19 protein-coding genes and 1 tRNA gene are annotated in these 19482 nt (G+C 58.7%); 9 read left to right on the top strand and 11 right to left on the bottom strand.

Translation table 11 applies throughout. The annotated features are described in order from the left end of the window. The first annotated feature begins 54 nt into the window (after positions 1–54). Complete coding sequence (locus tag ACTJJW_RS06710; protein ID WP_462643365.1) at positions 55–1758, top strand: sensor histidine kinase; 1704 nt, start codon at positions 55–57, stop codon at positions 1756–1758. Next, positions 1755–2393: a response regulator gene (locus tag ACTJJW_RS06705; RefSeq protein WP_462643364.1), complete on the top strand. Its 639-nt coding sequence runs from the start codon at positions 1755–1757 to the stop codon at positions 2391–2393. Before ACTJJW_RS06710 ends, ACTJJW_RS06705 begins: the two co-directional genes overlap by 4 nt. Before the next feature lie 62 nt (positions 2394–2455). Here the strand turns inward: ACTJJW_RS06705 and ACTJJW_RS06700 are convergent, their stop codons facing one another. From ACTJJW_RS06700 to ACTJJW_RS06680, 5 genes are all read right to left on the bottom strand, one after another. Then, positions 2456–3511 carry a zinc-dependent alcohol dehydrogenase family protein gene (locus ACTJJW_RS06700; protein WP_462643543.1) on the bottom strand — a complete coding sequence of 352 codons (1056 nt, stop codon included), beginning with the start codon at positions 3509–3511 and terminating at the stop codon, positions 2456–2458. Positions 3512–3644: 133 nt separating this feature from the next. Continuing rightward, positions 3645–4514, bottom strand: a complete 870-nt coding sequence (locus tag ACTJJW_RS06695; RefSeq protein ID WP_462643363.1) for a universal stress protein — start codon at positions 4512–4514, stop codon at positions 3645–3647. A gap of 130 nt (positions 4515–4644) precedes the next feature. Further along, on the bottom strand, positions 4645–4896 hold the full coding sequence (locus ACTJJW_RS06690) for a hypothetical protein (protein ID WP_462643362.1): 252 nt from the start codon (positions 4894–4896) through the stop codon (positions 4645–4647). 50 nt (positions 4897–4946) lie between these two features. Further along, entirely contained in the window at positions 4947–6083 is a 1137-nt protein-coding gene (locus tag ACTJJW_RS06685) for a cytochrome b (protein WP_462643361.1), read from the bottom strand. Next, positions 6083–6712, bottom strand: a complete 630-nt coding sequence (locus tag ACTJJW_RS06680) for a hypothetical protein (protein WP_462643360.1) — start codon at positions 6710–6712, stop codon at positions 6083–6085. Before ACTJJW_RS06680 ends, ACTJJW_RS06685 begins: the two co-directional genes overlap by 1 nt. Before the next feature lie 260 nt (positions 6713–6972). On the opposite strand from ACTJJW_RS06680, the gene ACTJJW_RS06675 reads away from it, so the two are divergent. Beyond that, complete coding sequence (locus ACTJJW_RS06675) at positions 6973–7428, top strand: hypothetical protein (RefSeq protein WP_462643359.1); 456 nt, start codon at positions 6973–6975, stop codon at positions 7426–7428. 80 nt (positions 7429–7508) lie between these two features. Further along, complete coding sequence (locus ACTJJW_RS06670; protein WP_462643358.1) at positions 7509–9020, top strand: multicopper oxidase family protein; 1512 nt, start codon at positions 7509–7511, stop codon at positions 9018–9020. A 41-nt stretch (positions 9021–9061) separates the two neighbouring features. On the opposite strand, the gene ACTJJW_RS06665 is transcribed toward ACTJJW_RS06670, so the two are convergent. Next, positions 9062–10123 carry a type II glyceraldehyde-3-phosphate dehydrogenase gene (locus ACTJJW_RS06665; RefSeq protein ID WP_462643357.1) on the bottom strand — a complete coding sequence of 354 codons (1062 nt, stop codon included), beginning with the start codon at positions 10121–10123 and terminating at the stop codon, positions 9062–9064. A 617-nt stretch (positions 10124–10740) separates the two neighbouring features. On the opposite strand from ACTJJW_RS06665, the gene ACTJJW_RS06660 reads away from it, so the two are divergent. From ACTJJW_RS06660 to ACTJJW_RS06645, 4 genes are all read left to right on the top strand, one after another. After that, positions 10741–10986, top strand: a complete 246-nt coding sequence (locus tag ACTJJW_RS06660; protein WP_462643356.1) for an SHOCT domain-containing protein — start codon at positions 10741–10743, stop codon at positions 10984–10986. Continuing rightward, positions 10986–12443 carry a multicopper oxidase family protein gene (locus tag ACTJJW_RS06655; protein WP_462643355.1) on the top strand — a complete coding sequence of 486 codons (1458 nt, stop codon included), beginning with the start codon at positions 10986–10988 and terminating at the stop codon, positions 12441–12443. The genes ACTJJW_RS06660 and ACTJJW_RS06655 overlap by 1 nt, the downstream gene beginning before the upstream one ends. A gap of 14 nt (positions 12444–12457) precedes the next feature. After that, positions 12458–12865 (top strand): DUF302 domain-containing protein, encoded by a 408-nt coding sequence (locus tag ACTJJW_RS06650; protein WP_462643354.1) that lies wholly within the window; start codon positions 12458–12460, stop codon positions 12863–12865. A 102-nt stretch (positions 12866–12967) separates the two neighbouring features. Further along, a complete protein-coding gene (locus ACTJJW_RS06645) occupies positions 12968–13306 on the top strand; it encodes an SHOCT domain-containing protein (RefSeq protein ID WP_462643353.1) in 339 nt (112 codons plus the stop codon). A gap of 238 nt (positions 13307–13544) precedes the next feature. Here the strand turns inward: ACTJJW_RS06645 and ACTJJW_RS06640 are convergent, their stop codons facing one another. Continuing rightward, complete coding sequence (locus ACTJJW_RS06640) at positions 13545–13859, bottom strand: heavy-metal-associated domain-containing protein (protein WP_462643352.1); 315 nt, start codon at positions 13857–13859, stop codon at positions 13545–13547. A 170-nt stretch (positions 13860–14029) separates the two neighbouring features. After that, positions 14030–15379: an APC family permease gene (locus tag ACTJJW_RS06635; protein WP_462643351.1), complete on the bottom strand. Its 1350-nt coding sequence runs from the start codon at positions 15377–15379 to the stop codon at positions 14030–14032. Between the two features lie 129 nt (positions 15380–15508). On the opposite strand from ACTJJW_RS06635, the gene ACTJJW_RS06630 reads away from it, so the two are divergent. Then, entirely contained in the window at positions 15509–15664 is a 156-nt protein-coding gene (locus ACTJJW_RS06630; protein ID WP_462643350.1) for a hypothetical protein, read from the top strand. 172 nt (positions 15665–15836) lie between these two features. Here ACTJJW_RS06630 and ACTJJW_RS06625 read toward each other — a convergent pair. The 3 genes from ACTJJW_RS06625 to ACTJJW_RS06615 form a co-directional block, all read right to left on the bottom strand. Next, positions 15837–15910, bottom strand: a tRNA-Pro gene (locus ACTJJW_RS06625). A gap of 28 nt (positions 15911–15938) precedes the next feature. Next, a complete protein-coding gene (locus ACTJJW_RS06620) occupies positions 15939–16904 on the bottom strand; it encodes a metallophosphoesterase (protein ID WP_462643349.1) in 966 nt (321 codons plus the stop codon). Then, positions 16901–19453: a transglycosylase domain-containing protein gene (locus ACTJJW_RS06615; RefSeq protein WP_462643348.1), complete on the bottom strand. Its 2553-nt coding sequence runs from the start codon at positions 19451–19453 to the stop codon at positions 16901–16903. The genes ACTJJW_RS06620 and ACTJJW_RS06615 overlap by 4 nt, the downstream gene beginning before the upstream one ends. Between the last annotated feature and the right edge of the window lie 29 nt (positions 19454–19482).

The raw sequence follows: 19482 nt of genomic DNA, 5'->3' as shown, positions 1-19482 counted from the left end.
CAGGCTGGCTCTGCGCCAGAATATTGAGTCGTCGACCGACCGGGAGGGAGCTCAATGAGCGAGGAGATCACGTTTCCTGACATGCCCCGATCCGAGTTGGAAAAGACGATCGGAGAGCTCGTAGACCGAGCTAAGAAAGTACTTACTACCCAGGAGCGGTTGCGGAGCCTGCTGCGGGCTAACCGGATCGTGGTGGAGGAACTCGAGCTGAGCGTGGTCCTGCGTCGTATCGCTGAGGCTGCAATAGAGCTGGTCGACGCTCAATATGGTGCCTTAGGAGTGATCGCGGCGGACGGAGGATTAGAACAGTTCATCCATGTCGGAATGCCGAAAGACGATGTGGAGGCAATCGGCCACCTGCCGGAGGGGCGCGGACTGTTGGGTGCGGTCATCGACACTGGTGAACCGATCCGGTTGGAGCACCTTGAGGACGATCCCCGATCATCCGGCTTTCTTGAACATCATCCGATGATGGATGGGTTTCTTGGGGTTCCCATCCGGGTACGCTCGGAGATTTTCGGTAACCTCTATTTGACCAATCCGAGAGCAGGGCGCTTCACTGTCGAGGACGAGGAGTTGGTCAGTATGTTGGCGGCCACCGCCGGTATTGCCATTGAGAACTCGCGACTCTTCGATGACGTAACCCGTCGGCAGCGCTGGAGCGCTGCGCTGGCGGACGTCACCTCTGCTCTTCTTGCCGGTGACCAAGGCGACCCACTTCAGATCCTCGTAGACCACGTCGCAGAGCTCATCGATGCTGACCTGGTCGTCGTCGCCACGCCGGTCGGAACTGGACCTGAACGGGGTAGCGACTTGCGGGTGGCAGCTGCTCGTGGCGAGGGCGCGGGGCAGTTCCTCGGCCAAGTGTTCCCGTCTCAGCATTCCTTGAGTGGTGAAGCGTTGAACAGTGGACTACCAGTCCTAGTTGAGGGGCAGGAGGCAAGCGAGTTGTTCGGCGGCGGGCCCGAAACAGGCCCGACGCTGGTGATCCCGCTGAGCGCATCTGACCGCTGGATCGCTGCGGTGAGTGTCGCACGTCGTGTCGGAGACCCGAGGTTCACCCTCGCAGAGGTAGATATGATTACACGATTTGCCACGCAGGCTGGTGTCGCCATTGAAGTCGCCCGTGGTCGTGGCGACCGCCAGCAACTGGAGCTTGCCCAAGATCGCACGCGAATCGCACGAGATTTGCATGACCATGTGATCCAGCGTCTCTTCGCGACTGGTCTGAGTCTGCAGGGGGTAGCCGACCGAAGCGCCGACGACGTGCGCGGGCCAATTCTTGAGCAGGTTGATGCAATTGACGCTGCGATTTCAGAAATTCGTGCCGCCGTGTTCGCCCTATCCTTGGAGCACCGGGATTCACAAAGCTCGCTTCGACACCGCCTCCTTGACATTTCCACCGAACTGGGTGCCGCGCTCACTTCTACACCGAGGCTTTCCTTCCGAGGGCCGGTAGACCTGTTAGTGCGGGATGGGCTTGCCGACGATGTCGCGGCAGTTGTGAGAGAGTCGCTAACGAATGTGGTGCGCCACGCCCAAGCCACGCGAACTGAAATAGAAGTCACGATCGATGATGATCACGTAAGCGTGCGGATCGATGATGATGGGGTTGGCTACGCTCCAGATGTTCACGTCGGCGGAACCAAAAATCTCAGGGAGCGTGCCGCGAAACTTGGAGGGGTGTGCACCATTAGCAAGCATCCCGACGGGGGCACTCGCGTGCTCTGGAGTGCCCCGCTGGGGGGCGACCAATGACGCGCGTGTTCCTCGTTGACGACCACGAGATCGTCCGCCGCGGAATTGCGGAACTAATCAATGCTGAACGCGATTTAGAGGTTGTCGGTGAGTCGGGCACGGTGAGCCGCACGCTGGGGCGTGTGGCGGCGACTCGTCCCGAGGTGGTGGTGCTGGATGTGCGATTGCCTGACGGGAACGGAGTAGATCTCTGTCGCAGCATTCGTTCCGCGAACCCTGACATGCACTGCCTAATGCTCACCGCCTACGACGATGATGAAGCAAGCTTTGCCGCTGTGCTCGCCGGGGCCAGCGGTTACGTCCTCAAGGACGTGCGGGGCCAGCGGCTCATTGACACCATCCGTCGAGTCGCGGCCGGCGAGACCCTGATGCGACGGGATGTTGCCGAACAGGTCGTGGTTGCTCTGAGTAGGCCGACTCCGTCGCTCACGCCCGACCTGTCCCTCCGTGAAAGCCAGATTCTGCAACTCATCTCAGAGGGTCTAACCAACCGCCAGATTGCGGAGCGTTTAGCGCTGGCGGAGAAGACTGTGAAGAACTACGTATCCGGTCTGCTATCGAAGCTCGGCATGGAGCGCCGGACACAAGCGGCCGTGTATGGAGCGAGAATCGATAGCCATACGCAGCCTCGGTGACGGGACTTGTGATTTGGCACACCCGACCGTGTGGGGTGTGCCGGGCGAACTAGGGCCGCCACTTAGGCGCTCAAGACAACTTTCAGTGCTTGTGTTTCGGCGGCGCGCGCGAAGACATCGTAGGCTTCCAAGATGTCGCTCAGTGCGAAGGAGTGACTGATGAACCTGTCGGCGTTGATCTTCTTTTGCGCGACCATTTTGAGCAGGGTGCCGAGGGTGTCCGTATTTACCAGACCCATGCTAATTGTTATGTTCGAGATCCACAGGTCCTGGAGCGCGAGCTCCACTGGGCGACCGTGCACGCCGACATTGGCGACGTGTCCGGCCGGGCGAACGATGTCCAGGCACATTGTGAACGTTTGTGGGATTCCGACCGCCTCGATGGCAACATCCACTCCGAGCCCATCGGTGAGGCCAAGCACCTGGTCTTTCCAGTCTTCGTCTCCCGAATTCACGGCATCCGTGGCCCCAAATGTCTTCGCCTGCTCGATGCGGTTTGCATCGATGTCGATCGAGATGATGCGCGACGGACCGTAAAGTCCGGCCGTGGCAATCGCGGCGAGACCGACCGGACCTGCGCCGATTACCGCGACCACGTCGCCTGCCTTGACCTGCCCGTATCTGACTCCGATCTCATGACCGGTGGGGAGAATGTCGGAGAGCATCACACCGTGCTCCGGTGTGACTTCTTCGGGCAGCGGGTAGACAGAGGTCTCTGCATAGGGCACCCTGACATATTCGGCTTGTGTGCCGTCAATGAGGTGACCAAGAATCCAACCGATGCCCGAAGCGCCTTCCGCACCAAGGCAATGCGAGTAAACACCCTGTTTGCAGAAATCACAGTGTCCGCAGGCGGAAATGCAGGAGATGATCACTTCATCTCCGATGTTCAGACTGGTCACTGCTGATCCGCACTCGACTACGGTACCGACTCCTTCGTGACCGAGGATTCGGCCCGGTGTGACGGCGGGCACATCACCTTTGAGTATGTGCAGGTCAGTTCCGCAGATTGTGGTGGTGTCGATCTTGACGATGATGTCTGTCGGCTGCAGGATGACCGGGTTGGGGACGTCCTCCCAAGCCTTCTGTCCGGGGCCTTTGTAGACGAGGGCTTTCATGGTGTGCATACCTCCCTGCGGGGATTGCGGACGATCCGTGAACCCACTTTCAGTGTCCCAGAGTGGTGCCTCCGGCATCAGGGCCGAAGGTCCCACGTCGACAAGAGACGCAGCTCGATGAAGAAGCGTCAGCTCAGGGGCGGTGACGGGCGGGTGGATTATTTTGGTTTGCAATTGCCTGCCGTTTGAGCGGCACGATGGCCAGCGGCACGGCACCGTCGCGCAGTACGTCACCGGCGGTGGAACCGAGGAGTAGTTCGGTGAGCGGCTCACGCTGGTGAGCGCCCACAACAACAAGTCGTGGATGCCCGGCGTGGGTCGGGAACTGCGAGCAGGGCAGGCCGTGCTCGAGTACGGCCCGCAGCCGGACCTTCGGGAAGGCGGCTCGGATACGGTCAACGGCATTGTGGAGAATCTCGCGGTGTGACGCCTTCCACTCAGCTGGGCCGAGGAATGAAGTCGCGACCGTGCCCAGTGCGGTCGGCATTGACCAGCAGTGCATGACGATTAGATCGCAGTCGCAGTCGATCGCCTCGCGTGCGGCGAAAAGTGTGGCGCGGTCAGCGGACTGGTCGCCACCGATGCCGACGATGATAGGCCCGTCGGATGCCTGCCAGGTATTGGGGATTATTACGGTGGCACATTGCGCTAGGGCTGCGACTCGGAACGGGAGTGAACGAGTAAGAGTCCAGGACGGCCTGCCGTGCGAGGATGATTCGACAACCAGCAGGTCGAAGGATGCCGATCGATCGATCAGAGATTCGAGCAGCAACTGCGTGGTGGGAACAATATCCACGCCGACCTCGGGTAGTGCTGACCTGATCCGGCCCAGGGCTCGCGCGAGGGGATAGTCGTCTTCTGCACCTTCGGAACTGGAAGCGTTGAGCGCTGCAAGCACCACGACCTGAATTGACTTGTAGGCGGCCCGCTGGATAACCCAGTCGAGAGCCGCCTGGTTGTCGGCATCGTCGCTAATTCCGACGAGCACTCGTTCTCGGTTCACAGCGCCAGTCCGTTCTCTCATAGTCCATTGCACACTTGCCGATATTCATGTGACCGAACAGAGTCAGAAGCCCCACGGGGGCCTGCCATTCTGGGCGCCCCGACTCGCTACCTCATTGACGAGGCGGGGGCTACCGACGCAAGGAACGCATTAGCTTGTTGAACAACGGAGCGTTGGGAAGGGGCTCGGCAGGCACGCGACTCATCCGGCGCACCCGTTCGAGTGCGATCACCACCCGCACTGCGAGCGTGCCAGAAACCGCGAGCAACAGAGCGCTTGCGGCGAATCCGATGCCAGCCACCGGGTTGGGGTCCGACGTGATCGATGCCGTGACCCCGCCCGCGGCAAGGGTTGAAACGATGAGTAGAACACTCAGCGACACGTGTGCGCGGCGCAATGGTGAGCGCGAACGTGGGGTCACTTTGCCCGATGTCATAGGTGTGTCTGGGCAGGGGCAACAGCCATCAAGATGGTGAGAGCTATCAAGACCACGACTACGACGACGGCAATGATCATTGCGACCGGTCGACGACGCCACCAGCGATTCGGATTGCGGTCGACGAACGGCAGGATTGCCAGAAGGAGGAAGAACGCTAGCTCCCCCCAGACGATCGCTGAAAGGCCGAACCAGTTCTCGAGGGTGAACGGCCACCAGAACATCCACGGTGGCTTCGTAATCTCGATGCCTTCGATAGGCGTCGATCCGAGCGCCGCCGGGAAGAGCACGGCGAGTATACCGAGAATTCCGGTCAAGGCGATACCGAAGGCGACAAGGCGACGAAGGTGGCCGGTGAACGGCTGCGTGGGTTCCTCTTCGACAGCTTGCTCGCTCGATGTTCCGCTGGGGAGAACCGGGTGCGGCGACATCTTGTGGCGCTTGACGAGCAGGAAATGCAGTATAACCAACACGAGAATGAGGCCGGGAATGATGACTACGTGCGCACCGTACAGGCGAAGCAGGATCGGCAGTTCTCCGGAGAAGCCCGGTGAGAACCAGTATCCCAAACCTCCGAGTAGATTCCCGATCTCAATGTTGTGACCCAGAGCCTCGAAGCCTTCCTGATCCCATTTGAGAACGGTGCCGGTGAATACGGCAAACGTCACAAGTCCGAGCATTGCGACGCCGACTAGCCAGTTGCCCTCCCGCGGCTTCTTATAGGAGCCAGTGGCGAAGACGCGAACCATGTGCAGTATCGCGGCGACGTACATCGCCTGAGACGCCCAGAAGTGGACGCCTCGGATCAGACTGCCGGCCCAAACATCCTGCTCGATTGCTCGGATCGACTGGTTGGCTACTTCCGGGGTAGGCGCATAAAACTGCGCCAGAATAATTCCCGTGACAATCAGCACGACAAAGCTGACCGCGGTGATGCCACCGAGCGTCCACGCGAATCGGTTCGCGTGCTCGGGAACCGGGTAGGCGAGTGCAGAAATACCCATTCGTTCATCGACAACATCCCAGGCGCGTCGAATCCAACTGGGGTTGGGGCGTTCGTCAGGGACGACGGCCGTCTCCGAGTCCGCTGTCGTAGGTTCCGTTTCGGCGGAACGAGCTGAATTGCGGGACATTATGATTCCTTACTCGTTGAGTTGCTGGCTTCACGGGCGGCGGTCTTCGCCGTGGCGATGTTTCGGCCGAGTTCACGAAGGCTTTCCGTTGGCCGGAATCGAATAGCCAGGATGGTTCCGACGCCAGCCACGAGCGCGGACAACGCGAGGAAGATCCAGTCTGTGGTCGAGAGACCATCGCGTGACGTCAACTCCGGCAGCACCACAGAAGTGCCGGTCTCTTCGCCGGTAGCTGGCTCCATGGAGGCGATAGCTTCGGCTATTGACTCTTCGAGCAGCATTTGACCGCTCTCTCTGTCGCCCGCTTCGAGCGCTGCCTTGCCTTTCTCGAGCATTGCGATGTCGATTCCGTCCCGATCCTCGTTAGCCAGAGCTTCGTCAACCTTCTCGATCGCTTCAGCCGTTCCCATAGCTCCCGGCTCATTCACGAGAAAGCTCGTTGCCTGCAAAACTATGATGTAGCCTTCGCCTTCCGTGGAACCGCCGTCTGCCCACGCGGGCATCGCCAACCCAAGTCCAGAGACGATCGCCAGCACCGCAACCGCAGCCGCAAGGAGGCGGGGCACAATGCCTCTGACGGTCGGACCATGTCTGCGCAGACTGCCCCTGTGCGTGGACGCTTTTTCCATCGCCTGAACTCCTCCTACTGTTGTGCGGATGCCGCAGCTCGGCTCCGTCTCCTAGTGTTGCGGCACGCTGTGCATTTACCCAGAGTCTTAAGTCCCATGCACGACTAGTAGGAATCAGCAATGCACCAAACAATCCCTCGTTGAGAACGAATTGCTGGATGGTTGAGCAGCTATCAATACGAGGGAAATATATTGAAGGGAGTATATGCTGTGGCTCGCGAACAGCCGCAGTAGATAAATCAGAGTGGAGGTGGCAGGCGTTGACCAGTACCCAAGCCACCGCACCTGTTCACATGCTTCGACGCGTCCTCATCGTTTCACTTGCAATCGGCGCTGTAGTGGCCGGGCTGCTTGTTCTTCACTTGGCGATTAGTTCCGCTGCGGGAACGCCCGCCAGTACCATCGGGTCCACCGAGCGTCTGCTGCTTCAGGGAGATGCATCCGACGTTGATTCCCCGATCGCAGTGTCCGAGCAGGGGATGAGGGTGGGGCTTTTCTCGCTGGACTGCGACCACCACCGGGCGTTGGGCTGCGTTGTGATTGCGATGACGTGCGTGCTGCTCGTCATTCTTATGGGAGTGATTTTCCTCGCCCGATCTCCGTCCCTTTTTCGTCGGTTAGTAGACAGCGGACGGGTCGCCCTCCGGCCCATCTCTGAGACGAGAAACCACGTCTATCTGCCGTCGTTGGCCGTGCTTTCCGTCAGCCGAACCTAAGCGGATTCGTTGCGCGTCGTTATCGCGCTTGCGCCATCGTGTCCATTTTTCCCCAACACCTATCTACGAGGTATCAATCAATGCCTAATTCATCATTTCATCAGCCGCAACTTACCCGCCGCTCGTTCCTCGGTGCCAGCTTGTCTGGGGCGACGCTCCTCACCTTAGCCGCATGCACTTCCGCCCCAGAGTTCATTATGCCGACCTCACCGGCGGTGGCCAAGGCCGAAGCGGCTCGGAAAATGACGGGGGCCACAACCAACATCGTGCTCCGGCCTCAAGCGGGAACGATTGACCTTGCCGGAACGTCGGCACGTACCTGGAACTATGGCTCAGTTCCCGCACCCGTCATCCGTCTGACCCAAGGCGATCAACTTAACGCTACGGTCCAGAACGCCCTTCCTGAACCGACCACGATCCACTGGCACGGAGTCGCGCTCCGCAACGACATGGACGGAGTACCCAACCTCACCCAGAGCACCATCGCACCAAACTCATCCTTCGATTACCAGTTTGTTGCACCGCACGCAGGAACATATTGGTTCCACCCGCATGTCGGTACCCAATTGGATCGGGGCCTCTACGGGGCCCTCATTATCGAAGACCCACGTGAGCCACTGGCTTACGATGACGAATGGGTCGTCGTCCTCGACGACTGGCTCGATGGTGTCACTGCGTCACCGCCTGAGGTGCTTGCCGAATTGTCCAACGGAATGGCGGAGGGCGGCGGCATGGAAGGGATGACTATGAGGATGGGAAACACGCTGATGGGTGCGAAGTCAGACGCGCTCGGTGGAGATGCTGGCGATGTGTATTACCCTCATTACTTGATCAACGGGCGCCCACCTGCGGACGCGGAGACGTACACCTCCAAGCCAGGAAAACGCGTGCGCATCCGTCTTATCAACGCCGGAGGAGACACGGCATTCAGGGTCGCTCTCTCCGGGCACCAGTTAACCGTCACGCATACCGACGGGTTTCCGGTCGAACCGCTTGAGGTTGATTCGGTTCTTATCGGGATGGGTGAACGCTATGACGTAATCGTCACCCTGGGTGACGGAGTCTTTGCCTTCGTTGCCGAAGCAGAAGGCAAAAACGCTCGGGCCTTTGCCGTTGTCCGTACTGGTGCTGGCGCCGTACCTCCCAGCAATGGCACACTTCCTGAACTGTCGGGGCGCCTAGCAACAGCAGACAAACTGCGTGCGGCAAGTGATGTCTTACTCTCGCGTCGAAAGCCGGACCGCGAGGTTACGATCCAACTCAAGGGGGGTATGGAGAAATATGATTGGTCGTTGGATAGTCGACCATTCACACTCGACAAGCCGATGAGCGACCCTTATCTCATTGCGGCGGGCGAGCGTGTGCGGCTCAACTTCGTTAACACGACCGAGATGTGGCATCCCATGCACCTGCATGGTCACACATATCAGCACGCTAACGGCGGTCCGCGCAAGGACACCTCCATCGTGTTCCCCGGGAAAACTCTGAGCGTCGAATTTGACGCAGACAACCCAGGTCGCTGGCTCACCCACTGTCACAACCTCTACCATGGCGAAGTCGGGATGATGGGCGTTCTTGCATACAGTAAATGAGTGTGATCGGGCTGCTGCGCCGGCGTAGGCCTGGGTCGCTCTTATCGGTAGTCGGGCACGGCATCGGATGACGCGGTCAGGAAATCCTTACGCATTCCGAGGGTTGTGTCGGTGATCCGCATAGAGGTGGCGGCGTCGGGTGCAATCCGCGTGAGCGCACGGATTGCGTCGATAGTCTCGGGGACGACGATGGCCTCGTTGTAGACCTGATAGGTCAGGAAGACCTCATCGCCTTGGACGGTGACGAGGTCTTCCCACACGGCTACTTCCCACATATCGCCCCGGGGGCGCCCGAGGTCACGCATCAACTCAATAGTGGAGTTGAGCGCGACCAGTCCGTCGGACATTCTGATGAAGGCGATGCGTGGGGCAGCACGGAGGGCGCTCAGTACGTCCTCCCGCGTTGCCTCTCGCGTCATCTGAATTGTCCAGTAGTGATTGTGCGTCTGGGTGTGGGAACCCTTCGCGGCGATGGTGACTAGGTCTAGGTCGGGTAGTACGGTTTGGGCATCGGGGCCTTGATGGGAAGGGATGACGGGTTCGGGGACAATCGTGTTCATGATGCCGCCAAGGTGTGACTCCCAAGGGTCCGTCGCACGGCGGATGAGTACACCACGCGCGCGAAGCAAGAGCCCCGCATTGTCCAACGCGCCCAACACGCGGACGATGCTGGTTGTATTGCAGGACACCACCCGGGTGGTGTCTAGTCCAAGGGCGCTTTCATAGTTAGCTTGAGCCACGAAGGAATGACCGGTCAATTCGTGGGACTCTCCGCCTTGGAAAATCGACTTTACTCCCGCTGCGCGATAGAGATTTATGTTGCCAGCTGCCACACGCTTCGGTGTCGAGTCGATGATAATGTCAGACCGTTGAATGAGGTGCTCGAGAGTACCTGCCGGTCGAAGGCCTTCAGTAACCATGGCGTTCTTAGCCTCCTCAGTGGACGCGAACAGCGTCAACTTGTCGGCGACCGACTTGATGCGCCAGTCAGTAGCGATATCCGCAATTCCGACGAGTTCCATGTCAGGTTGCAGCTCGACTGCGTCGGCGACTCTCTTGCCGATTACTCCGTAACCGTTGACGCCGACTTTGATCTTGTTCATGTTTTTCCCTATTTCATTGTGCCCGGCGAAGACGGACAGGTGACACGTCAGTGCGGACGAGGATGGTCGCGTTTATGACGCGGCGGGTTCTGGCGCCGGTAGCGCCGACCTGAGCCGGAGAAACACTGCCATTCCCGTCCCACGTCCAGTCTCGAATCTCGGAGGGATCCTGGCCGTGCTCGCGAATCTAGACGCCGTGCCGGAAGAGGGTGTTGCGCCTTTCCTCCCGGACGTGCGGGGAGACATCGCGCAGTCGTGGCGACCGGCTTTGGACGAGGCCCAATGGATGCCGGAAACTTCTAGTACAACTGTGCGTGTTCCCATATTCCGTTTGTCCTCACTCTGTGCCCCGCATCCTCTTGCCAGTGATAAATCGATGTTCTCGCTCTACTCCGCGATAGACAAGAGGCGAAGGTCCTAGCGGGAACTGAACTCGCATTCACAGCAAATGCGATACCCATGGGGGTATTGTGAACGACGCGAACGACAATTCCTCGCGCTCAGGATGTTGAGGCGTGTTCGTCATCAATTCGTTGACTGTTGACAGACCCAAACGACTGTTTCTTACGCTGGATCCGCAGGATTGAAGGCGCACAGTCTCAGAAAGGGCATGAATCATGATGGATGGAATTTGGACCGACGGCGGATGGCTGTTCGGTGTGCTCATCGCTGCCGGAGCTACGTTGCTGATAGTTCTCTTGATGCGCCTCCTCGGAGGTGGCGTGAGGCGAGAAGGTCACGGAGTGCAGGAAGTGCGAAGCCCAAGCAGTGCGCGCCAACTGCTCGATGAGAGGTATGCCCGGGGGGATTTGACCGCGGAGGAATACCAAGACCGAGTCCGCGTTCTGGGCGACGGTACCTGATGGAACCCATCAGTCGACGGCACGCGCTGATCCTTGGAGGGTTGGGAACGGCCAGCGTTCTTGTCGGCAGTACCGGGCTCTTCTGGTCAGCGAATAATGGACTCGTTCCCGTGAAAGCTGAAGATTTCACTGAGCCGACAACGCTCCGCAGCATCAACGGTGTGTTGGAGCTAAAACTAACGGCTGCAGAAGCACCCGCACAGATCGCGGGACGACAAGCAACCGCACTTACCTATAACGGCGGACTCCCCGGCCCAACCTGGATTGTGCACCCGGGGGATCGAGTGAAGGTTTCCGTCGAAAACCAGCTGAACGAACCAACCAATCTCCACGTTCATGGGCTACATGTATCTCCGAACGGCAATAGCGACAACGTGCTGGTATCAATCGATCCGGGAACGACGTTCGACTACGAATATCAGTTGCCAGAAGACCATCCGCCCGGTGTGTATTGGTACCACCCGCACCATCACGGCAACGTTGCCACTCAAGTATTCGGGGGCATGTACGGCGCCATCATCGTGGAGGATCCGACACCGATCCCGGTCATTCGTGAGCGACTCCTAGTGATTTCCGACATCAGCCTTGACTCATCCGGGGCGATCCCAGCGGCGGCACCGCGCGATCAAATGATGGGCAGGGAAGGCAACATAGTCCTGATCAACGGTCAAGCGTCGCCGAGATTGGATGCTCGACCAGGCGAACGCGAACGCTGGCGCATCATCAACGCGTGCTCGTCGCGGTATCTCCGGCTCCGGCTGGATGGCCAAGAGCTGCAACTCTTAGGGATCGACTCCGGTCGATTCGCGCAGCCGCGCAACGTTACTGAGGTTGTCCTCGCTCCGGGAAACCGCGCGGATCTCATTGTGACCGCGGTTGACGGAACCGCAACTCTTCAGACTCTCCCTGTTGACAGGGGAACCACGATGGGAATGTTGGGCGGAGGTAGCCTCTTCTCTTCCGCCACAGACCTAGCCACCTTTGTCGTTGCAGGCGCCACCGTTGAGGCGTCTGACGCCGTGCCGACCCAACCGTTGCCTCGAGACCTGAGGAAGTCAACGGTTGATGGTCAACGCGAGCTAGTTTTCGCGATGGGGATGGGCGCCGGTGGAATGAGCATGGGAGGCAACATGATGGCTTTCACGATCGACGGAAAGCTGTTCGATGCAGACAGGGTCGACACGATCGTGCAGGGCGGCTCCATAGAAGAGTGGACGCTCACCAACACCAGTTCGATGGATCATCCGATGCATCTCCATGTTTGGCCAATGCAGATCGTTGAGCAGGACGGTGCGGCCGTGCAGGAGATCCTCTGGCAGGACGTTGTCAACGTACCAGCCAACGCCAGCATCCGTGTGCGGATCCCGTTCGACGATTTCGCCGGGAAGACCGTGTACCACTGTCACATCCTCGACCATGAGGATGTGGGAATGATGGGCATCATCAACGCAACCTAACTAAGGAGAAACTTATGAATTACGCACACACCATCACCATCGCTCTGACCTTTGAGGAAGCGGTCACCAAGGTGCGCGAGGAACTCGCGAACCAGGGGTTTGGCGTCCTTACTGAAATCGATGTTCACGCAACGTTCCAAACAAAACTCGGCGACGAGAGCGCCAATACTCTCGGGGACTATCTGATCCTAGGAGCGTGCAACCCTCGCCTTGCTGAACTAGCACTCACCGCTGACCCCGACATGGGACTGCTGCTCCCGTGCAACGTTGTCGTTCGACGGGACCCGTCGGCGACTATGACTACGGTTCAAGCGATTAACCCTCAGACAATGGTCCAGTTGAGCAATTCCGAGGAGATTCAGGGCGTCGCTGATCAGGCCGATGAGCACTTGCTCGCTGCGCTCTCCGTGCTGCAATTCTGAAATCCACAGCCAATTTGTAGCGCCCGTCGGGTCCGCTGAGCGCTGATCGCGTCAAACGAACGGGACCAAATCCTCTATGCGGCTCCAGACCAGGATGCGAAAATGGGTTATCGGACAATAACTGAGTTCGACACTATCGAAGCGTTGATTGAAGAAGGCGGAATCGCAATGATGTATTTGGATGGGAGTGACATGATGTATTGGTACGGGAATGATCTCGGTGGATGGGGCATCGCCATCATGGTGATCAGCATGACTTTGTTCTGGGGGGCAGTAATCCTTGGAATTGTGCTGCTCGCCCGCGCCGTTGGCAACAAACCACAGAATCGCGGCGAATTGACGACGTCGGGGCGCGCTGAGAGCACGCTCGCTGAACGATTTGCCCGCGGCGAAATTGATGACGTCGAGTACCGCAATCGCCTCGCGACCCTGCGAGAGTAGCCGAGTTCACGATGAGCTAAGGGAAGCCGATGGGTCTTAGGGACACGTACCTCGACCCAGTAAGCGGCATCTAACCATCGAGTGGAGCCCTGTTTTGTCCGCTGACAGGGCTCCTTCGTCGATGTGGGCAGAGGGCCGATTGTGGCACTCTTTCGACAGCAAGAAACGCGACCTAAATGCTCGCCTCACGAGTTGAGCGCGCAAGACCCTAATCACTATGCCACGGGATAGCTCTGGTTCATGCTGGGGCGACCGAGTACCCAGCCTTTTCGACCGCCGCTGCGAATGGCTCACGACCCACGGCTGTTTGGCTGGTTACCGTCACTTGACCAGACGCAACATCGACTTGGACGTCTGACACACCGGGTAGCTTGGCTAGCTCTGCGGTGACAGAACTTGCGCAATGTGCGCACGTCATCCCCGCGACTTGATACGTGACGGTTTCTCCATCATTTACCTGAGCTGCAGCATTACTGGTCGTTTGCGTGTCTGTCGAGCAGCACGAACACGAGCCTTCCGTCGTGGACAGAAGATTCTTATCGGATTCAATCATGGTGACTTCTCTCAATTGACGATTAGTGTGATGCATCGGGAACGGGCGACTATACCCCACCCGGGTATCATACGTCGATACTGTGGTGCTGTTGGGGTGTTTGGATGGAGTCCCGACGACGCGAGCCTAACGGATGACCATCTCAGTCGTTGCGTGCTAGATGCCGCCGACTACATGTCCATCGTGCCGTCGTTACGGGTGTGAGAGCGCATCAGGAAACGCTCACCGGCAACGATGAGAGCGATCCCCGCGCCGGCAACGTAGAGACTGAGCGCGTCGGTGGAAGCCTTGACCCAGATGAACGCTGTGAGTACAACCACGTCGAGAACGATGGCGGTCACAACGACAGCAGGGTTGAAATCGATGCGGGTGCGGAGCTTGGTGAGAAGCCCCCAATGGATGGCGATATCCATGATCAGGTAGTAGATCGCACCTAGAGCCGCGATCCTGCTCAGGTCCAACGTTGCGGCGAGTGTCATGGCGAAAGCGACAGTGTATACAGTGGTGTGGGCACGTACCGTGCCAGGCATCCCGAAGTCCCGGTGGGGAACTTGTTTCATGCGCGTGAGCATGGCCAGCAACCGTGATGCCGCGAATATACTCGCCATCACACCCGATGCCGTCGCGACGATGGCGAGCACTACTGTGAACAGCACCCCAAAGTCACCGAAGGCCGGTTTTGCTGCCTCGGCCAGACTGAAGTCCTCGGCAGCAAGGATCTGTGGCAAGGTGAGGTTGCCTGCAACGGCCGCAGCAATGGCCAAGTAAACGACCGTGCAGATGACTAGGGCGATCACGATCGCTCTGCCGGTGTTCCGGTGCGGATCGACGATGTCGCCACCACTGTTCGTGATAGTGGTGAACCCCTTGTAGGCAAGGATTGCGAGCGCGACAGCAGCAAGAAACCCCATAGCGGAGGGATCGATCCCAGCCTCGTCGGAACCGCTGCTGAAGTTAGCGACGGACGCAAACCAAAGCCCCACGATCGCGAACAGCCCGAGCCCGACGATCTTTACGGCCGCCATTGAACGTTGACTGACCTCGATGGCCCGGTTCCCGACGATATTGACAATAAAGGCGATGGCGAGCAGCCCAATGGCGAAAACCGGCACCCACAACGAGACTGGTTTGAGATCGACGATCTGCAGGACGTAAGCGCCGAAAGTGCGGGCCACCAGACTCTGGCTGATGACCATGGAGACGAACATCAAGATCGCAAACACGCCTGTCGCTGCGCCGGGACCGTACTCCTCACGGAGGAACTTTGCAACTCCACCCGAGGACGGGTATGCGTTGGACAACTTGACGTAGGAGTAGGCGCTGAGGGCGACAACCGCTGCCGCGGCGACGAAGGCCAGTGGGAATAGGTTGCCCGCCAGTCGGGCGGTTTGCCCGGTGAGCGCGAAGATCCCTGCGCCGATCATGACGCCGGTTCCTAGGGAAACAGCCCCAACCAGGGTTAGGCTGCCCGGCGCATCCTCCGGTGATTGGTGATCGCCGCTCCGCGGTTTGGTCTCCATCGCGGGTTTCTCCTTCATGGTCAGCTCGGTGGACACTCCACCGATCGCTTTTCAGACTCGATCTACCGTCCGTGTTCAGCCTGTGATGGTCGCAGCGACCGAGAGATGTTCGTCTGACATGGTAACGCGGTGATCCTCATCACCCCCACTGAGCAGGATCGCCTCGAGGAGCGCGGTCCAGCCGAAGCTGTTGACCCGATCGAGGTCGCCCGCAATAACAACCACCGGGCCCGCCGTCGCCTGGCCGTTGCTAGCGAGTATCGTGACGTGCGAACTGGTGCATGAAGAGCCATCTGAACACGGCAAGTAACGGACACTCTCGGGTTAACCTTGGCTGACAGTCGACCACGCCATCGATTCCCAGCCCCGAAAACACAAAACGCCCTCCCGAAGGAGAGCGAAATGTGAACCATGTCTTGAGACATATATGAACGATGTCTCGAGACGTGAAAATTTGTCGGGGTAGCGGGATTTGAACCCACGACCTCTTCGTCCCGAACGAAGCGCGCTACCAAGCTGCGCCACACCCCGATCATTAACCACTTACGTGATCAACACATCAAGAATAGCCGATATCTCCGGCGGTGAGAGTCACAACTACTGCTTCTGGTTTGCACGCAAAGCGAACCGGGGCATAAATCGAGGTCCCGAGGCCTGCGCTGACGTTTAAGAACGCGGCACGACGCAAGTGATGCCAGATGCTGAGCCCGCTCGCCTGCTCCCGCGGAATGTCGCAATTCGTGACGAGCGCAGGCATTCCCGGAATCCGAACCTGACCACCGTGAGTGTGTCCGGCAAAGATCGCGTCAGCACCGTTGGTGACGAGCGCGTCGAGCACTCGGCGGTAGGGAGCGTGCGTTACGCCGATTGATACCGTTTCGGGGCCGTGACGGTCATCCGCCCAACCGACGTTCTCGCGCATCTCTTCGACGTTGGCGGGCAAACGATCGAGCCGCTCCCAGCCGCGGTGCGCGTCGGCAGTTCCAAATAGTTCAAGACGTGAGCCGCGTAGTTCGATGGCGCGAGCGTGGTTGTTGAGTGAGAGCCAGCCGAGTCGATTCTCGAAATACGCGTTAAGAGCATCCGTGTCGAGGTGTTCGACGGGGCGATGATTCGAGGTGGGCGCAGTGAAGTAGCCGAACGGGTTCTTGAACTGGGGGCCGTAGTAATCATTCGATCCATGAACGAATACCCCTAGGGTGCCCTCGAACGGCTCGAAGGCACGTCTGATTCCGAGGATGCCGTCGGTGTGGCCCAGGTTGTCACCCGTGTTGATGATGAGGTCGGGTTCGTAGGCGGTGAGCCCACGCACCCAGTCCTGTTTGCGTGTCTGCCACGGTGCCATGTGCAGGTCGGAAATGTGCAGCACCGTGATGTCGCGCGCACCCGGATCGAGGATCGGCAGTGTTTCGTGGCGGACTGTGAAGCGATTTCGCTCAACGAGCGAACCCCACGCGAATGCGGCTACCCCTACCGCAGCTACCGCACCGAGTGCGGTAGCTGCGGGGGAGAGATGACGGGTCATGAACAGGGCATCACTTGCGCCACGACTAGTGTCACAACGGTATCTGCCGTCGCCAACGTTCCCGCTGTCGGATTCGAGGATGTGACCTTGTCGATGCGCGGGTCGCCTGGCGGAACGACTTCACAACCCTGATCCACGTTAGAGAATCCGGCATCCTTCAATATCTTTTTACCAGTCTTGAAGTCATTCGACTGGCCGTCACCGACGGCATCGGGAATCTGCGACTTGTTGCCCTTGCTCACATAGACCGTGACTATCGCCCCGGCCGCTGATTGAGTTCCCGCGGAGGGAGCAGTTCGCACTACTTGGCCAACTGGCAACTCGGAATCGACCTCACCGCCATCTCGGACGATGAATCCGAGACTCACAAGCACGGACCTTGCCTGCTGCAGGGATTGCAGTCGCACGTCGGGCACCTCAGTGCCAGAGCCGGTGAGCAGTTTGGGGTCTGGTGCGCCGAATTCAGTTCCGGGGTACTTGATGTTGAGTGCGATATCGGTTGCACGCGTGATGTAGTGGCGCAGTCGGTACCCTTGCACTCCTTCATAGCTGACGCGACTCATATCTTGCGTGCCGATGCTGTTGCCCACCCACGTGGCGGTGCCGTAACGGGTGGTTCCGGTTGCCATCCAGGTTTGGTTGGCACCGTCAGTGGTTCCTGTCTTACCGAAGATCGGGATGCCGTCGTTGGGGTCGGCGTAGGCAGCGTTTCCGCGGTTCAGTACTTCTTTAAGCACGTAGGCGGTCGTGGCCGCAACTTCGGGCGAGATTGCCTGGCGACAGTCCTTCTCTTGGCCAGCAAGCTCGTTATTTGAAGCGTCGATCGCCTTATCGATGATGATCGGCTCGCACCACAGCCCGCCTGCACCAATCGCTGCGTAGGCGGAAGCCATGCTCAGCGGCGTAACGGTGTTGGTTCCGATGATCGAGGATGGGAAGCTCTCGAGTTCTTTTCCATCAGCTCGCTCGACGCCCAAGCTTGCCGCTACATTTCTGATGTTGCACTGGTCGAGCTGGCTCGCCATCGAAAAGAAGATGCCGTTGATTGACTGAGCGGTACCCTCGGCAACGGTATAAATTCCGCGCTCGCCAGCATTGTTCTTGAAGGGGACCGGCCCTGAATATGGGCCATTGCAGCTATCGGTAAATTGGGAACCGTCCATGGTGCGAGCAGTACCAAGAAGTCGCTCTTTGATGCCGTTGCCCTGATTTAGCCACTCGATCAGGGTGAAGACCTTGTAGGTCGATCCAGGCTGGAAGCCGGCAGAACCCCCGTATTTATAACTCGTGTTGTAGTTCACCGCAGAGGTATCAACGCCGCCACCGTTAGCGGTGTCATTGAATTTCTTATTTTCTGCCATGACAAGCACTCGGCCGGTACCCGCTTCAACCGTTGAGGTTGCGCTACCGAGCGCATAAGAGGTCTCGGTCGGTGGGGCATATGCCCATGTCGCTTGCTGTGCAGGAATTTGGGCGTCGAGGTCGAGAGTTGTGTAGACCTTGTAGCCGCCCTTTTCCCAGTTCGCCTGGCGTTCCTCGGCGGTGTCGCCGAGGAACTCGAAGTCGGGCACACTCTTGACGACGTAGTCGCAGAACCACTTCGCGTTGACGTAAGCAGAAGTGCAACCGTTGTTGGGGGCCGACGGAACGACGGTCTCCTCGTCCACGGGAATTGCTACAGCTTCGTCGTACTGGTCGCGCGTGATTGAGTCGACCTGAAGCATGGCGCTCAGGATGACATCGCGCCGATCCTGGTTAGCAGCGAAGTTTTCGGGATCAGCAAGGTTTCGCACGCTGGGTTCTTGCACGATTGCGATGAGGCTTGCTGCCTGCTCAAGGGTGAGGTCTATAGCGTTCACACTGTAATAACGCTGCGCGGCAGCTTGAATGCCATAGGTTGCATTGCCAAAATTGGCAATGTTGAGATAAGCGGTGAGGATCTCTTTCTTCGTGTACCGCTTTTCAAGCCCGATGGCGAGCTTCATCTCTTTGAGCTTGCGGTCGAATGACTCACGAACTGCGTCTTCGTAGGCGGCCTTGCGTTTGTCTTCGTTCGAGAGCGACTCTGCCTCAGAAATATAGGTGTTCTTGATGAGCTGCATCGTCAATGTGGATGCACCACCCTGAATATCTGAAGCCACAACGTTGCCGACGGCCGCACGCATAATTGACTTGAGGTCGACGCCGGCGTGTTCGAAGAAGCGGCGGTCTTCACCGGCAACTGTGGCTTCCAGCGCGTACTCGGAGATCTGGTCGTAGCCGACCTCTTGACGGTTCTGGTCGTAGATGGTCGCGATCGGGTAATACCCGCCGACATTGCCCCGCCCGGTGTAATTGGCGTAGATCGTGTTGCGCTCTGGCTGTTGGCCGATTTCGAGGTAATCGGGCAGGCCATCGAAGATGCCGATGGTGCTGGAAGCAGTGATGCCGGTAACGGCGAGCGCGGGGGCGACCATGGCAGTAATGAGCACGCCAGAGAGCGCACTAAAGCCAATGAGTCCGGCGAGAGCCGAGACTATGCCACGACGCGGAGTTTTTTGGGCAGACATATGATCAAGAGTAAGGGATCATTGATAAC

Source organism: Rhodoglobus galactosidasius (assembly GCF_054957775.1).
This window is presented reverse-complemented; position numbering and strand designations above follow the sequence as displayed.

Excerpts from the sequence above, each read along its gene's own strand:
- ACTJJW_RS06660 (WP_462643356.1), top strand. The coding sequence starts at position 10,741 with ATGATGGATGGAATTTGGACCGACGGCGGATGGCTGTTCGGTGTGCTC.
- ACTJJW_RS06705 (WP_462643364.1), top strand. The coding sequence starts at position 1,755 with ATGACGCGCGTGTTCCTCGTTGACGACCACGAGATCGTCCGCCGCGGA.
- ACTJJW_RS06665 (WP_462643357.1), bottom strand. The coding sequence starts at position 10,123 with ATGAACAAGATCAAAGTCGGCGTCAACGGTTACGGAGTAATCGGCAAG.
- ACTJJW_RS06685 (WP_462643361.1), bottom strand. The coding sequence starts at position 6,083 with ATGTCCCGCAATTCAGCTCGTTCCGCCGAAACGGAACCTACGACAGCG.
- ACTJJW_RS06615 (WP_462643348.1), bottom strand. The coding sequence starts at position 19,453 with ATGTCTGCCCAAAAAACTCCGCGTCGTGGCATAGTCTCGGCTCTCGCC.
- ACTJJW_RS06635 (WP_462643351.1), bottom strand. The coding sequence starts at position 15,379 with ATGGAGACCAAACCGCGGAGCGGCGATCACCAATCACCGGAGGATGCG.
- ACTJJW_RS06670 (WP_462643358.1), top strand. The coding sequence starts at position 7,509 with ATGCCTAATTCATCATTTCATCAGCCGCAACTTACCCGCCGCTCGTTC.
- ACTJJW_RS06700 (WP_462643543.1), bottom strand. The coding sequence starts at position 3,511 with ATGAAAGCCCTCGTCTACAAAGGCCCCGGACAGAAGGCTTGGGAGGAC.
- ACTJJW_RS06620 (WP_462643349.1), bottom strand. The coding sequence starts at position 16,904 with ATGACCCGTCATCTCTCCCCCGCAGCTACCGCACTCGGTGCGGTAGCT.
- ACTJJW_RS06655 (WP_462643355.1), top strand. The coding sequence starts at position 10,986 with ATGGAACCCATCAGTCGACGGCACGCGCTGATCCTTGGAGGGTTGGGA.
- ACTJJW_RS06710 (WP_462643365.1), top strand. The coding sequence starts at position 55 with ATGAGCGAGGAGATCACGTTTCCTGACATGCCCCGATCCGAGTTGGAA.
- ACTJJW_RS06680 (WP_462643360.1), bottom strand. The coding sequence starts at position 6,712 with ATGGAAAAAGCGTCCACGCACAGGGGCAGTCTGCGCAGACATGGTCCG.
- ACTJJW_RS06650 (WP_462643354.1), top strand. The coding sequence starts at position 12,458 with ATGAATTACGCACACACCATCACCATCGCTCTGACCTTTGAGGAAGCG.
- ACTJJW_RS06645 (WP_462643353.1), top strand. The coding sequence starts at position 12,968 with ATGGGTTATCGGACAATAACTGAGTTCGACACTATCGAAGCGTTGATT.
- ACTJJW_RS06640 (WP_462643352.1), bottom strand. The coding sequence starts at position 13,859 with ATGATTGAATCCGATAAGAATCTTCTGTCCACGACGGAAGGCTCGTGT.